General features: G+C 67.2%; 14 protein-coding genes and 1 tRNA gene. 11 read left to right on the forward strand and 4 right to left on the reverse strand.

Annotation, left to right across the window (positions count from 1 at the left end; all coding sequences use genetic code 11):
- Positions 1 to 95: 95 nt before the first annotated feature.
- From C507_RS0102880 to kdsA, 4 genes are all read left to right on the forward strand, one after another.
- Positions 96 to 1,724, forward strand: a complete 1,629-nt coding sequence (locus C507_RS0102880; protein ID WP_018698153.1) for a CTP synthase — start codon at positions 96 to 98, stop codon at positions 1,722 to 1,724.
- Positions 1,725 to 1,734: 10 nt separating this feature from the next.
- On the forward strand, positions 1,735 to 2,610 hold the full coding sequence (locus tag C507_RS22225) for a VOC family protein (protein WP_018698154.1): 876 nt from the start codon (positions 1,735 to 1,737) through the stop codon (positions 2,608 to 2,610).
- A gap of 139 nt (positions 2,611 to 2,749) precedes the next feature.
- Positions 2,750 to 3,595, forward strand: coding sequence for a class I SAM-dependent methyltransferase (locus tag C507_RS0102890; protein ID WP_018698155.1), 846 nt, complete (start codon positions 2,750 to 2,752; stop codon positions 3,593 to 3,595).
- 36 nt (positions 3,596 to 3,631) lie between these two features.
- Positions 3,632 to 4,501: a 3-deoxy-8-phosphooctulonate synthase gene (kdsA, locus tag C507_RS0102895; RefSeq protein ID WP_018698156.1), complete on the forward strand. Its 870-nt coding sequence runs from the start codon at positions 3,632 to 3,634 to the stop codon at positions 4,499 to 4,501.
- A gap of 24 nt (positions 4,502 to 4,525) precedes the next feature.
- Here the strand turns inward: kdsA and C507_RS0102900 are convergent, their stop codons facing one another.
- Positions 4,526 to 5,227 carry an anti-sigma factor gene (locus tag C507_RS0102900; RefSeq protein ID WP_018698157.1) on the reverse strand — a complete coding sequence of 234 codons (702 nt, stop codon included), beginning with the start codon at positions 5,225 to 5,227 and terminating at the stop codon, positions 4,526 to 4,528.
- Positions 5,224 to 5,811 (reverse strand): sigma-70 family RNA polymerase sigma factor, encoded by a 588-nt coding sequence (locus C507_RS0102905; protein ID WP_018698158.1) that lies wholly within the window; start codon positions 5,809 to 5,811, stop codon positions 5,224 to 5,226. The genes C507_RS0102900 and C507_RS0102905 overlap by 4 nt, the downstream gene beginning before the upstream one ends.
- 182 nt (positions 5,812 to 5,993) lie before the next feature.
- Here C507_RS0102905 and C507_RS0102910 point away from each other — a divergent pair, with 182 nt between their 5' ends.
- Positions 5,994 to 6,776: a DUF4394 domain-containing protein gene (locus C507_RS0102910; protein ID WP_018698159.1), complete on the forward strand. Its 783-nt coding sequence runs from the start codon at positions 5,994 to 5,996 to the stop codon at positions 6,774 to 6,776.
- Positions 6,777 to 7,016: 240 nt separating this feature from the next.
- Positions 7,017 to 7,092 (forward strand) — tRNA-Lys (locus C507_RS0102915).
- Positions 7,093 to 7,138: 46 nt separating this feature from the next.
- On the opposite strand, the gene mscL is transcribed toward C507_RS0102915, so the two are convergent.
- Both mscL and C507_RS0102925 read right to left on the reverse strand, forming a co-directional pair.
- Positions 7,139 to 7,579 (reverse strand): large conductance mechanosensitive channel protein MscL, encoded by a 441-nt coding sequence (mscL, locus tag C507_RS0102920; RefSeq protein WP_018698160.1) that lies wholly within the window; start codon positions 7,577 to 7,579, stop codon positions 7,139 to 7,141.
- A 111-nt stretch (positions 7,580 to 7,690) separates the two neighbouring features.
- Positions 7,691 to 8,266 carry an HXXEE domain-containing protein gene (locus C507_RS0102925; protein ID WP_245559635.1) on the reverse strand — a complete coding sequence of 192 codons (576 nt, stop codon included), beginning with the start codon at positions 8,264 to 8,266 and terminating at the stop codon, positions 7,691 to 7,693.
- Between the two features lie 198 nt (positions 8,267 to 8,464).
- Here C507_RS0102925 and C507_RS0102930 point away from each other — a divergent pair, with 198 nt between their 5' ends.
- From C507_RS0102930 to C507_RS22230, 5 genes are all read left to right on the forward strand, one after another.
- On the forward strand, positions 8,465 to 8,749 hold the full coding sequence (locus C507_RS0102930) for a helix-turn-helix domain-containing protein (RefSeq protein WP_018698162.1): 285 nt from the start codon (positions 8,465 to 8,467) through the stop codon (positions 8,747 to 8,749).
- Between the two features lie 309 nt (positions 8,750 to 9,058).
- Positions 9,059 to 10,231 (forward strand): ABC transporter substrate-binding protein, encoded by a 1,173-nt coding sequence (locus C507_RS0102935; protein WP_040400443.1) that lies wholly within the window; start codon positions 9,059 to 9,061, stop codon positions 10,229 to 10,231.
- A gap of 76 nt (positions 10,232 to 10,307) precedes the next feature.
- Positions 10,308 to 10,766 carry a cupin domain-containing protein gene (locus tag C507_RS0102940; protein ID WP_018698164.1) on the forward strand — a complete coding sequence of 153 codons (459 nt, stop codon included), beginning with the start codon at positions 10,308 to 10,310 and terminating at the stop codon, positions 10,764 to 10,766.
- A 24-nt stretch (positions 10,767 to 10,790) separates the two neighbouring features.
- Entirely contained in the window at positions 10,791 to 12,053 is a 1,263-nt protein-coding gene (locus C507_RS0102945) for a flavin-dependent oxidoreductase (protein ID WP_018698165.1), read from the forward strand.
- 284 nt (positions 12,054 to 12,337) lie between these two features.
- Positions 12,338 to 13,267, forward strand: a complete 930-nt coding sequence (locus C507_RS22230) for a GGDEF domain-containing protein (RefSeq protein WP_018698166.1) — start codon at positions 12,338 to 12,340, stop codon at positions 13,265 to 13,267.
- Positions 13,268 to 13,303: the final 36 nt, after the last annotated feature.

Here is a 13,303-nt window from a genome sequence, read left to right on the forward strand (position 1 = left end):
CGCGCAGCCCGCGACGACAAAAAACCGGGGACAGCTTTCCCGTTCCCCGGTTCACCCCTCCCCAAAAGCCGTCGAAAGACTAGGATAACCGCCCGATGGCTCGCTACGTCTTCATTACCGGCGGCGTGGTCTCTTCGCTTGGCAAGGGACTGGCCTCGGCGGCTCTCGGCGCGTTGCTCCAGGCACGCGGCTATCGGGTACGGCTGCGCAAGCTGGACCCGTATCTCAACGTCGACCCCGGCACGATGTCGCCCTACCAGCACGGCGAAGTGTTCGTGACCGACGACGGCGCGGAGACCGACCTGGATCTCGGCCACTACGAGCGCTTCACCGGGCGGCCGTGCAACCAGCACGACAACATCACCACCGGCCGGATCTACCAGGACATCATCGCCAAGGAACGCCGCGGCGACTATCTCGGCGCCACCGTGCAGGTGATCCCGCACGTTACCGACGCCATCAAGGATTTCGTCGTCACCGGCAACGAGGACTTCGATTTCGTGCTGGTGGAGATCGGCGGCACCGTCGGCGACATCGAGGCCCTGCCCTTCTTCGAGGCAATCCGGCAGCTCTCCAACGACCTGCCGCGCAACGACGCGATCTTCGTCCACCTCACGCTGATGCCGTACATCCCGTCGGCGGGCGAGCTGAAGACGAAGCCGACCCAGCATTCGGTGAAGGAGCTGCGCTCCATCGGCATCCAGCCGGACATCCTGCTGGTGCGCTGCGACCGCGAGATCCCTCCCGGCGAGCGGCGCAAGATGGCTCTGTTCTGCAACGTGCGCGAGGAAGCGGTCATCCCGGCCCTGGACGTGGCGTCGATCTACGACGTGCCGATTTCCTACCATAACGAGGGGCTCGACACCGAGGTGCTCGCCGCCTTCGGCATCACCGGCGCGCCGTCTCCCGACCTGACGCGCTGGAGCGAGATCTCCAAGCGCGTGTCGTCGCCGGAGGGCGAGGTCCGCATCGCCATCGTCGGCAAGTACACGGGCCTGAAGGACGCCTACAAGTCGCTGATCGAATCGCTGGTCCACGGCGGCATCGCCAACAATGTCCGCGTGAACATCGAGTGGTTCGAATCGGAGATCTTCGAGAAGGAGGATCCCGCGCCCTGGCTGGAGAACGTCCACGGCATCCTGGTGCCAGGCGGCTTCGGCGAGCGCGGCGCAGAAGGCAAGATCGCCGCCGCCGGCTTCGCGCGTACCCACGAGGTGCCCTATTTCGGCATCTGCTTCGGCATGCAGATGGCGGTGATCGAGGCGGCGCGGAACCTGGCCGGCGTCGAGAAGGCCGGCTCGACTGAGTTCGGCGCCACCGAGGAGCCCGTCGTCGGCCTCCTGACGGAGTGGATGCGCGGCAACGAGCTGGAGCAGCGCTTCGCAGAAGGCGACCTCGGCGGCACCATGCGGCTCGGCGCCTACCCGGCAGCGCTCAGCGAGAACAGCCGCATCTGCGGCATCTATGGCTCCACCGAGATTTCCGAGCGCCACCGCCACCGCTACGAGGTCAACCGGCACTATATCGACCGGCTGGAGGCCAAGGGCGTCCACTTCGCCGGCATGTCGCCGGACGGACTCCTGCCGGAAACGATGGAACTCGTCGACCATCCGTGGTTCATCGGTGTGCAGTATCATCCGGAGCTGAAGTCGCGGCCGTTCGAGCCGCATCCGCTCTTCGCTTCGTTCATTTCCGCAGCGGTCGAGCAGAGCCGCCTCGTTTGAGGGCGACGCCATGATCACCGGCATCGACCACACCGTCGTGGTGGCCGAGAGCCTTGCCGAGGCAGCCGTCACCGCCGGTCGCCTCGGCTTCCGCACCACGCCGCCCGCCCAGCACCCGTTCGGCACCGCCAACACGCTGGTGCAGCTGCGCGGCGCCTACCTGGAACATCTCGCCATCGTGGACGAGAGCCTGTTTCCGGAAGAGCGGCCCGACCGCTACTCGTTTCCGAGCTTCAACCGCGACTTCCTGATCGGCGAAGGCGCCGGCATCGCCAAGCTGGCGCTGAAGACGGACGATCCGGAAGCCCTCACCGCCCATCTCGCCGCCCAGGGACTGTCGCGCTACCCGACATTCTCGTTCGAGCGCACCGCCCAGGCGCCGGACGGCAGCGAGCTTCCCGTCTCCTTCACCCTCGCCTTCGCCAGCCATCCCGATCTCGTCCGGGCCGGCATCTTCGCGCTGCGCCACAACCACGCACCGGACAATTTCTGGCACGCGGCCTACCAGACCCATCCGAACACGGCCGAGACGCTGCTGAGAGTCACCATGGTCAGCCCCAACCCGGAGCGCACCGAGGCGATGCTCGCGGCGATCACCGGTGTGGCGCCCACGCGCGAGGATTGGGGCGCGCTCATCACGCTTGCCGACGGCAGCGGCATCGAACTCGTCGACACCGCAGCATTCGCGGCCCGCTACGGTTCGGACGCGTTCGACGGCAAGGTCGTGTCGCGCTTCGCAGCGATGACCTTCGGCGTTCGCGATCCCGACGCCACCCGAGCCGCACTCACGGCCGGCTCGGTGCCGTTCACCGAGAACGGCAACGCCATCCTCGTGGCCCCCATCGATGGTGGTGGGGTCAGCTACCGGTTCGTGCCCGCCAGCTGAGATGCGTCGACCCGCTGTCAGGCGGGATGACGAGCGCCCCGAACTGCGGCACACTTGCACCCCTCGACCAGAACCACCCTCGATTGAGGGATCGGCCGGGACGGGCGGACCGCTGACCGGCCTGTCCGGGAGGCGTACCGTGGGTCCCGCACTCGATCTCGCCCTGCACGGCGTTGCCCGGACGTCGCTGGTGCCGCTCTGCGCCCGAGCGCAGGCCGCGCAGCTGTTTCCCTCGACCCATTTTGCCGACCCCGCAGCGGAGCGGATCGTCGAGAGGCTCGGGCTGGACGCCCCCGCCATGATCTCCGATCCGATGAGCATTCTGGGCTTCATCGCCCGGTGCAAGATCTTCGATCGACTGGTCGCGGAGTTCGTGGAGAGGCATCCGGACGGCGGCGTTCTCGACCTGGGATCCGGGCTATCCACCGGCTTCGAGCGGCAGGCCCGTACACCCGCCTGGTGGATCGGCGTCGACCTGCCGAGCGCGGTCGCGCTGCATGCGGACCTTGCCACCCCGTCCGACCATCGGCAATTCGTGCCCGGATCGGTGGCCGAAGCCGGCTGGCTCACCTCCATCGATCTGCCGGATGGCCCGGTTCTCATCATCGCCGAAGGGCTGCTGCCCTACCTTCCACGCGCCGCCATAGCCACGCTTGTTCGCGAACTGGCGGACCGCGTGTGCGATCGTCCGGCCGAATTCGTCTACGACGCGTTCTCGTTCCTGATGGTCGGCACAGCCCGCTACCACCCGGCCATCGGCCCCCTCGCCCGCGCCGACCCGTCCATCGAGTTCGTCTCCGGGGTCCGCACGCGAAAGGACTATGTGTGGGGCGATACGCGCTGGCGGCTCGTCGATCTCGAGGACGTGATGGAGCAGCTTCCGCCACCGGTCGCGGCATGGAGCACCGTGGTCGAGACCATCTTCGGCGTTCCGGTCTACGCCATCGCTCATCTGCGTCTCGACGGCAGCCCGGACAGCGGATAGGAACGGCCAGAACCGCTTGCCAGGAGTTTCAGACCGATGACCGCCACCCCGCCGCATCGCCCCGACACAACCGTCGATATCGGCCGGGTCCACTTTGCCAACGACGCGCCGCTCTCCATCATCGCCGGCCCCTGCCAGCTGGAGAGCCGGGCGCATGCGCTGGAGATGGCCGCCGCCATCAAGGAGATCGGCGAGAAGCTCGGCATCGGCGTCGTCTACAAGACGTCGTTCGACAAGGCCAACCGGACGAGCCGGTCCGGCACGCGCGGCCTCGGACTGACCGATTCGCTGCCGATCTTCGCGGAGATCCGGGAAGCCTTCGGCCTACCGGTCCTCACCGACATCCACGAGGCCGGCCAGTGCGCGCCGGTGGCCGAGGTGGTCGACATCCTGCAGATCCCGGCCTTCCTCTGCCGCCAGACCGACCTGCTCGTCGCGGCGGCCGGGACCGGCGCCGTCATCAACGTCAAGAAGGGCCAGTTCCTCGCGCCCTGGGACATGGCGAACGTGGTGGAGAAGATCACCAGCGCCGGCAATGCGAAGGTGCTGGTGACGGAACGCGGCGCGAGCTTCGGCTACAACACGCTGGTGACCGACATGCGCGGCCTGCCGGTCATGGCCGCCACCGGCGCCCCCGTCATCTTCGACGCCACCCACTCCGTGCAGCAGCCCGGCGGCCAGGGCACCTCCTCGGGCGGCGACCGGCGCTTCGTGCCGGTGCTGTCGCGCGCCGCGGTGGCTGTCGGCATCGCCGGCGTGTTCATCGAGACCCACGACAACCCGCAGGTCGCGCCGTCCGACGGACCGAACATGGTGCCGCTGAAGGATCTGGAAGCGCTGCTCGCGGACCTGATGGCCTTCGACAAGGTCGCCAAGGAGCGGCCGCTCGGCACCGATTTCGGCTAGGTCCGTGGCAGCATCCGGCGACGGTCAGATCTGCGGAGCGGCGTAGCCCTTTGCCACGATGGGTCCGGTGGGACGGCCCGTCGGCGAGCCACCGGCCTGCTCAAGCGTGATTTCGTAGAGCTGGTCGCCGGCCGGTGCCGGCAGGTCGGGCCCGTGCAGGACCGCGGGGCCCACCGCATCCAGGATCCCCAGTGAAACCGGTCCCCTGTCGGCCGACGGCAAGGTCCAGACCTCCATTACGCGGCCGTCCGGCACGTCGACATCGGCAAGGAAGCGAACGCGGGCAGTGTCGTTGCCGAAATCCTCCACCATGGCGCGTGGCGTGCCGGTCTCATCGAGAAGAACGGCGATCACGACGGGCTCGCTCTGATTGACCTGCCAGCCGATGCCGGTTCCCACCACGAAGGCGATGAGGGCCGCCGCGGCCGCGATCCAGCGCGGGGCCAGGCGACGCGGCCGGTTTTCGTTGGCAGCCGGCATGGAAGCCGACGCTGCTCCGGTGCCCTCGTCGCGGTCGATCTCGGCGCCGATGCGCTCGGCGAAACCATCCGGAAGGTCTTCCGGAATGGCGGTCAGGTCCAGCGAGAGATAGCGATCGCGCGCCCGCGCCACCGCCAAGCCAAGCGCCGGGTCGGCCGCCAGCCGCCGTTCCACCTCAGCCGCATCCCGGTCCTCCAGAAGGCCAAGTACGAACTCATCCGCCAGCTCGTCGATGGGCCGGGTCATGACAGGCACTCCCGCAGGCTCAGGAGCCCCCGCCTGATCCAGGACTTCGCCGTCCCCAGCGGGACCCGCCGCTGCGCCGCGATCTCGCCGTGGCTGTAGCCGGCGACATGGGCCAGAAGCACGCAGCGGCGCGTTTCCGGCTCGAGCGTCTCCAGACAGCCGCGCAACCGGTCGGACGTCGGCAGGCCCTGCCACACGTCCTCGGAGGCGGCGTCCTGGCGGGCGTCCTGCATGGCAGTGAGATCCTCAGGCGGCACGATGGACAGCCGCCGGTCGTCGCGCAGGATGTTGAGGCAGCGGTTGCGAAGAACGGCGTAAATCCAGCCGCGGGCCGATCCCTCTCCAACGCGAAACTGGGCGGCCTTGCGCCAGACCTGGACCATGGCGTCCTGCAGCGCCTCCTCTGCGAGCTCGCGGCGCTGGAGCATGCGCCGCGCGACACCGAGGAGCTGCCGGCCCTCCACGTCCAGGATATCGCCGATGCCGGAGCGCTCGCCGCGCCCGCAGGCCACCAGCGCGGCGCTGAGCCGCGCCTCGGCCGATGCGACGCCGTCCGCCGAAACGCTCGGAGAGGTGTGATTCATGACCGGTCCTATCGCACGCACGCCGAACGCACGTCTACTCGTCGCGTGTCTCATGACGAGACTGACACGCCGTTCGGCGAAACGGATGCAAAAAAAAGTTTTGCTGGTCTGCATCCAAACGACGAGCCGCCGTGTCGTCAGGGGCGGTGCCGCATTCCGGCCCGCAACCAGGGAGACCCCCAATGACCCGTTTCGCCCTTCTGTCGACCACCGCCCTGCTCCTGTCCACGGCCGCTGTGAGCGCAGCGCCAGCCGTCGGCCTCGTCGGCGACAAGACGCTGGTGCTGTTCGACACCGAGACGCTGGAGGTGAGCGCCAGCAAGGACGTGTCCGGCGTCGACCGCCTCGTCGGCATCGACCTGCGCCCCGCCAACAAGACGCTCGTGGGCGTCACCCCGGACAACGTCGTGGTCACCATCGACTGGGACACCGGCAAGGCCAGCGAGCTCTCCACCATGGATAAGGCCCTGCCCATGACCGACGCGCCGGTGATCGTCGACTTCAACCCGATGGCCGACAAGCTGCGCTACATGACCGGCACCACCAACCACCGCGTCGACGTGGACACCGGTGCCGTGACCGTGGATGGCAGCCTCGCCTTCGAGAAGAAGGACATGCACGCCGGCGAAGCGCCTGAGATCGTGGCGGCGGCCTACATCAACTCCTTCGGCAAGCCGCAGAAGACGGCGATGTACGACATCGACGCGACCATCGTTGCGGTGATCCAGCAGACCTCGCCGAACGACGGGACGCTTGCCGCCATCGGCAAGCTGGGAATCGATGAGCCGGGCGACACCTATGCCTTCGACATCGCAACCGATGCCGACATGACCAACACCGCGTGGCTGGTGAACGGCGGAATGCTCTATTCCGTCGATCTCGAGAGCGGCAAGGCAACCGGCAAAGGCGAGATCGCCGGCGCCGGCGGCGCCATCCGCGACATCACCATCCTGCCGGCGATGTAGGCGATCGGGCGGTCCTCCACCTGTCCGCAGGCACCACTATCAACGGGAGGCGCTCCGGCGTCTCCCGTCACGCCGTCTGCGACGCGACACCGCCGTGGACGCCCCCCGTGCGCGGTTGACGCGACGCGGCAAACCCACTACCCGAACGTCATGCGCGGTCACCGGCCGCGCCCGGCCCCCTTCGGGTGCCGGTTTCGAGCGTTCGCTGCGGGCCCGCCCCGCCACGATGCGGCGCTCCGGGTGCCCGTAGCTCAGTTGGTAGAGCATTCGACTTTTAATCGAATGGTCCTCGGTTCGAGTCCGAGCGGGCACACCACCCCTTCTCCCCGGTCTTCAGACAGTCGCTGCAGCACGGTGGCGCCCTACTTCGGCGCCTCTGACCGCAGGGCATCGCGGATCTCGATAAGCACATCGAGCTGCGAGGGGCCTGTCTTCACCTCCGGCTCCACGTCGTCCGGCTTTTCCGCCAGCGAGCGGACGCGATTCACGAACTTGACCAGCATGAACACCACCAGCGCGATGATCAGGAAGTTGATGCAGCGCGTCAGGAACGCCCCGTAGGCGAAAATCGCCGCGCCGCTTTCCCGCGCCGCCTCCAGGCTTGTTCCGGGCGGCACGTCGCCGGACAGCACGACGAACATGGAGGTGAAATCGATGCCGCCGAGGATCAGGCCGATCACCGGGTTGATCAAATCGTTGACCAGGCTCTGCACGATTGCCGTGAAGGCCGCGCCGATGATGATGCCGACGGCAAGGTCCATGACGTTGCCCTTGGCGATGAAATCGCGAAATTCCTTGATCATGTCGGATCTCCTTGTGGGCCCACCCCGGCGCACGACAACCCGACTATTTCTCCTGCCTTGCCTGCGCACAACCGGCAATGGCCGGTGCTCCCGTCCTTTCGCGGGAAGAACCTAGGCGGAGAGCAGCTTTCGCGCGCGCCGCTTGACGTGAACGGCAATGGCCACGTGAACCAGGACGGCGGCGAGACCACCCACCAGGTGATCGATACCGCCGACCCCAGGCGCGTCCGAGACCGTCACGAGGGCCCAGAGCCCGACCGGCAGGAACAGGACGATGGCCGTCACGAGACCCGGATTGTAGCGCCGCTGCACCACACCACCGACGATGTGCACCAGGGCGTTGACGAGCGTCAGGTAGACGGCAATCAGCCCCAGCCCCAGCGAGACAAAACGCGCGAGATAGAGCGCCGCGAGGTCGATACCCCAGACGCCGCCGATGTTGATGACGAGGACGGCCGGCGTCGTCAGCGCCTCCGTTCCACCGACCATCGTCTCGTTCACGTAGCGGCGGAAACGGTCGCCGGAATGCTCTTCAAGCTGATGCAGCATGTAGACGGGAAGCTGCAGGTAGACCGCCAGCAGCGCGAGGCTCATGTCGGCCGCCACCACCGGCACGATGGCCAGCAGGAACAGCCCGGCGACGACGCCGGCGTTCATCCAGTTCGCCGCAAACCAAGTCCGTGTCATCGTCCCGCCGCTCCTGATCGCCCTGCCCGCGGTCATTCCGCCGCCACCGCATCGTACAGGCTCCGGGCCGCCCGAAAAGCCGGGATCCTCCCGCTTGCCGGCGCCGGGACGGCTCCGTACCGTGGACAGACAGACACAGACCGGCTCCCGCCGCACATGGCGACGCGGCGGAGGGTGGCGAGCACAGGAGAGCGTCCCATGAAACCCGTTCAGATCCGCATGGCCCGGGCGGCCCTTGGCTGGGGCGCCGGCGAGCTTGGCGAAGCCATAGGCCTAAGCGAAGCGGATGTGGAGCGCATCGAGGCCGGCACCGGGACCGATCCTGCCGCCCTCGCCCGCCTTCGGTCCGCGTTCGAGGCCAAGGGCATTCTGTTCCTGGACGCAGACGAAACCGGCGGCCCGGGCGTCCGCGTCGTTGAGGGGCGCATCGTGTGCGACGAAGGCATGCGGCCGGAAGAGCTGAACGCCTCCAACGACGGCTAGATCGGGGCCGGTAGCGCCAGCCCGCTGCGCTGCACAATCCCGCGCCATGTTAACCGATTGTTCAATCTTCGTTGCCGCGCGAGATATTTCAGGCATAAAATAATTTTGACCACCTCCCCAGGCGGCACGATCGGCGACACAGCCGGCACGGCCCGGAGGCGGTTGGCGCGCAGGGGGCATGCTGCCGGCACGGGGGAGATGTGCCGGCCTCGACCCGTGCGGGCGAAGCGAATTGCCTTTTCCGGCAGCCTGAAAACAGGCGCCGGCCATCCAGAGCGTGATCAGCATCCAGTGGGGAGACCACACCACATGCCTTCCATCCGGACTACGGCCCTTGGCCTTGCCATGGCCGCGACCCTGACCGGCTCGGCCTACGCCCAGTCGGACGACAAGCTCACCGTCGGCCTGATGCTGACGCTCTCCGGCCCGGCCGGCGTCATCGGAGAACAGGCACGCGACGCGTTTCTGCTCGCCGTGGAGGACATGGGCGGCAAGCTTGGCGGCATGGAGACCGACGTCATCGTCGTCGACGACGAGCTGAAACCCGACAACGCGGTCAACAAGGCCAAGGAACTCGTGGAGCGCGACGAGGCCGACTTCGTGGTCGGCCCGATCTTCTCCAACATCATGATGGCGATCGCCAAGCCGATCACCCAGAGCGAGACGGTGCTCATCAGCCCGAACGCCGGCACGTCGGTGCTCGCCGGGCGCGGCTGCAACGAGTTCCTGTTCGTCACCTCCTACCAGAACGACCAGGTGCACGAGGTGCTCGGCAAGGTGGCCCAGGACGAGGGCTACGAGAAGGTCTTCCTGATGGCCCCGAACTACCAGGCCGGCAAGGACTCGCTGGCCGGCTTCAAGCACTCTTACGAGGGCGAGGTTCTCGACGAGGTCTACACCCCGCTCGGCCAGCTCGACTTCTCCGCCGAACTCGCCCGCATTGCCGCCGCCCAGCCGGACGCGGTCTTCACCTTCATGCCGGGTGGCATGGGCGTGAACCTGGTGAAGCAGTACCGCCAGGCGGGCCTCGACAGCATCCCCTTCCTCTCCGCCTTCACCGTGGACGAGGTGACGCTGCCGGCCCAGAGGGACGCCGCCGAGGGCTTCTATGGCGGTGCCAACTGGGCACCCAGCATGGACAACGAGAAGTCCAAGGCCTTCGTGGCGGCCTACGAGGAGAAGTACGGCCGCATCCCCGGCACCTACGCCATGCAGGCCTACGATGCCGCTCAGCTGATCGATTCCGCCGTGAAGGCCGTCGGCGGCGACCTTTCCGACAAGAAGGCGCTGATTGCGGCGCTGGAAAAGGCCGATTTCGAGTCCCTGCGCGGCGACTTCAAGTTCGGCCCCAACCACTACCCGATTCAGGACTTCTACCTGGTCAAGGCCACCAAGCGTGACGACGGCAAGTACTGGACCGTCGTGGAAAAGAAGGTCTTCGACGACTACCAGGACAACTACGTCTCGCAGTGCAAGATGTAGAGTTCGTCAGTCCGCCGGCCGGCCGCGCGCCGGTCGGCGGCGCCCGCATGTTCGGTCCGATTCAATGAGGTGCGTGATGACTACCCTGACGGGCGGCCTGACCAAGGCCGGCGACGGCATCGACAACATCCGCTGGAACATTCTCGGCCAGATCTACGTGCCCAAGCACAACTGCGAGAGCTCGTTCTCCTGGCACGCGACCTTCCCCGTCGGCACCTTCGTGCCGCCGCACATCCACCCGACCCAGGACGAGTTCATCTACATGCTATCCGGCCGGCTGGACTTCGTGCTGGACGGCAAGGAAGGCGTGGCGGAGCCCGGCGACACGCTGAAGCTTCCGCGCGGCATTCCGCACGGCCTGTTCAACAAGACCGACACCGATTTCAAGTGCCTGTTCTGGGTCTCGCCCACGGCGCGGCTTTACGACCTGTTCTGGGCGCTTCACAATCTCGGGCCTGACGCGGATCCGGCCGAAGTCGTGGCCGTCTCGGCCAAGCACGAGGTGGATTTCCTGCCGCCGCCGGACGCCGAATAGGCCCGCTCAGGAGGAGGATCGATCATGAAGGTCATCGTCGCCGGGGCCGGCATTGGCGGGCTCACCCTCGCCTTGATGCTTCATCGCCGCGGCATCGAGGTCGAGGTCTACGAGCAGTCGCCGCAAGTGCGCGAGGTGGGCGTCGGGATCAACACCCTTCCCCACGCCATCCGCGAACTTGCCGAGATCGGCCTTCTCCCCGCCCTCGACAATGTGGGCGTCCGCACCCGCGAGCTCTTCTACTACAACCGATACGGCCAGGAGGTCTGGCGCGAGCCGCGCGGCACCGACGCCGGCCACCCGGTCCCGCAATTCTCCATCCACCGCGGCCGCCTGCAGAAGGTCATCCACGACGGGCTGGTACAGCGCGCCGGCGAGGCGGTGGTGAAGACCGGCCTGCAGCTCACCGGTTTCATGCAGGATGAAGGCGGCGTCACGGCCCACTTCGCCGATGCGGTGACCGGCGGCGCGGCCACCACCGTGACCGGGGACGTGCTTGTCTGCGCCGACGGCATCCACTCGGTGGGCAGGCGCAGCTTCTATCCGAACGAGGGGCCGCCGTCCTGGACGGGCGTGCTGATGTGGCGGGGCGCCGCCATGTGGACACCCTGGGGTGACGGCCGCACCATGGCGATCGGCGGCGGCATGGGCGCCAAGTTCGTGCTCTACCCGATCGCCCATCCAGAAGGCGGGCGCCAGCTCATGAACTGGGTGGTCAACATCAAGATGGCCGACGGCGCGAACTCCTCGCCTCAGAAGGAGAGCTGGTCGCGTCCCGCGCAGCGCTCGCTCGTCATTCCCTATGCCAAGCGCTTTCGCATTCCGGGCTTCGACCATGTCGGCCTCGTGGAGGCCACCGAGCAGATCTTCGAGTATCCGATGGCCGACCGCGATCCACTGCCGCAATGGACCTTCGGCCGGGTGACGCTGCTCGGCGACGCCGCCCATCCCATGTACCCGGTCGGCTCCAACGGCGCTTCCCAGGCGATCCTGGACGCGCGGGCCCTGGCCGATGCTCTGGCCGCGGCCGAGCATCCCTGCCAGGCGCTCTACGCCTACCAGCAGGACCGGCTGCCGAAGACGGCGGAGGTCGTGCGCCTCAACCGCAAGGGCGGACCCGAGCGCGTCATCGACGAGGCGGAGAAGCGGGCCCCGGCCGGCTTCGAGCGCATCGACGACGTGATGAGCCGGGCCGAACGCCAGGCCATCGTCGGCGGCTATGCCGGCAAGGCGGGCTTTGCGACCGACAAGGACAAGGTCGCGGAGCTGCGGGTGGCAAACGGCTGACCCGCCCCAAAGGTCGCGGACCCGCTCGGGACCGGGACGGACCGGCGCATGGGCGGCGTGAGTGGGAAGACTGTCAGGTCGCCCGCCGCGGAAGATCGCCTCGAAAGGCGCCGCACCGGCAACATGCTTGGCTGAACTCTTCGCGAATACCACCTTTGCGGCGTTGCGTCCGCCGACGATCTGATCGACCTTGGCGGCCGCGATACGTCCCTGCCGTTCTGATTTCCGTTGCTGTGAGTGAGGGCACAGCCTGCGGCGAGCAGTCAGCCAGTCCGGAGCTGCCCTTGACGTCCTCGATCGCCTCCCCGACGAACCTCCGCATCTATGCCGCGCTGTCCGACATTGCCTGGCCGAGATCCTACTATCTGAAGATCCTCGTCCTATGCTTCATCGGCACGCACATTCCGCTTCTGGCGACGGTCGTTGCCAGTCTGCTTGTCCTCGACGTTCCGCTCGCCAAAGAACTCTCGGTCCTGCTTCTGATGCTGGCGGGAACGGTGGTCGCAGCCGTGGCAACCGTCTTCGTCGTGCGGGCCATGCTGGCTCCGATCGCGGCGGTCACCAACGAACTGGAACGCTACCGGCTGAAGGGAGAATTCAACACACTTCCCGATCGCGGACGTGACGAGGCAGGGACCTTGATGAAGACGGTGAACTCGTTGCTCCGGCAGTTTACCGAGACCAAGGCAGAACTCGAGATACAGTCGAACATGGATGCGCTGGTCGGCATCGGGAACCGCCGCTGGCTGCTTGGCAAGGCCGAGGCAATGCTCACCCGCCCTTCCAACGCCTGGTCCCCGACGACGGTGGCCCTCATCGACCTCGATTCGTTCAAGAGCATCAACGATACCGCCGGTCACGCTGCCGGCGACGCGGTCCTCAAGCGTGTCGGCGAGATCCTGCTGGCGCATTCCCGCCCGACTGACATCGTCGGTCGCCTCGGCGGCGACGAGTTCTGCATCGTGTTCCCCCGCTGCGACGTTTCCGCTGCCGCTGCTGCTGTCGAACGAATGCGCAAGGCGGTCTGTGAGACATCGCTTGGGAAGGACTATGGCGTTGCCGTCTCGATCTCCGTCGGGCTGACCTATCGGAGCGAGGAGGACGAGGACCTCGACGACACGCTGGCGCGGGCGGACCGGGCTCTCTACGAGGCCAAGGCCGCGGGCCGAAACCGGATCCACGTCGCGCCGGTCGAGCAGTTGACCCGCCACTGACCCAGGTTCTGCCCGTACGACCGATGCAGGTGGCGT

This window comes from Amorphus coralli DSM 19760 (assembly GCF_000374525.1).
GTDB lineage: Bacteria > Pseudomonadota > Alphaproteobacteria > Rhizobiales > Amorphaceae > Amorphus > Amorphus coralli.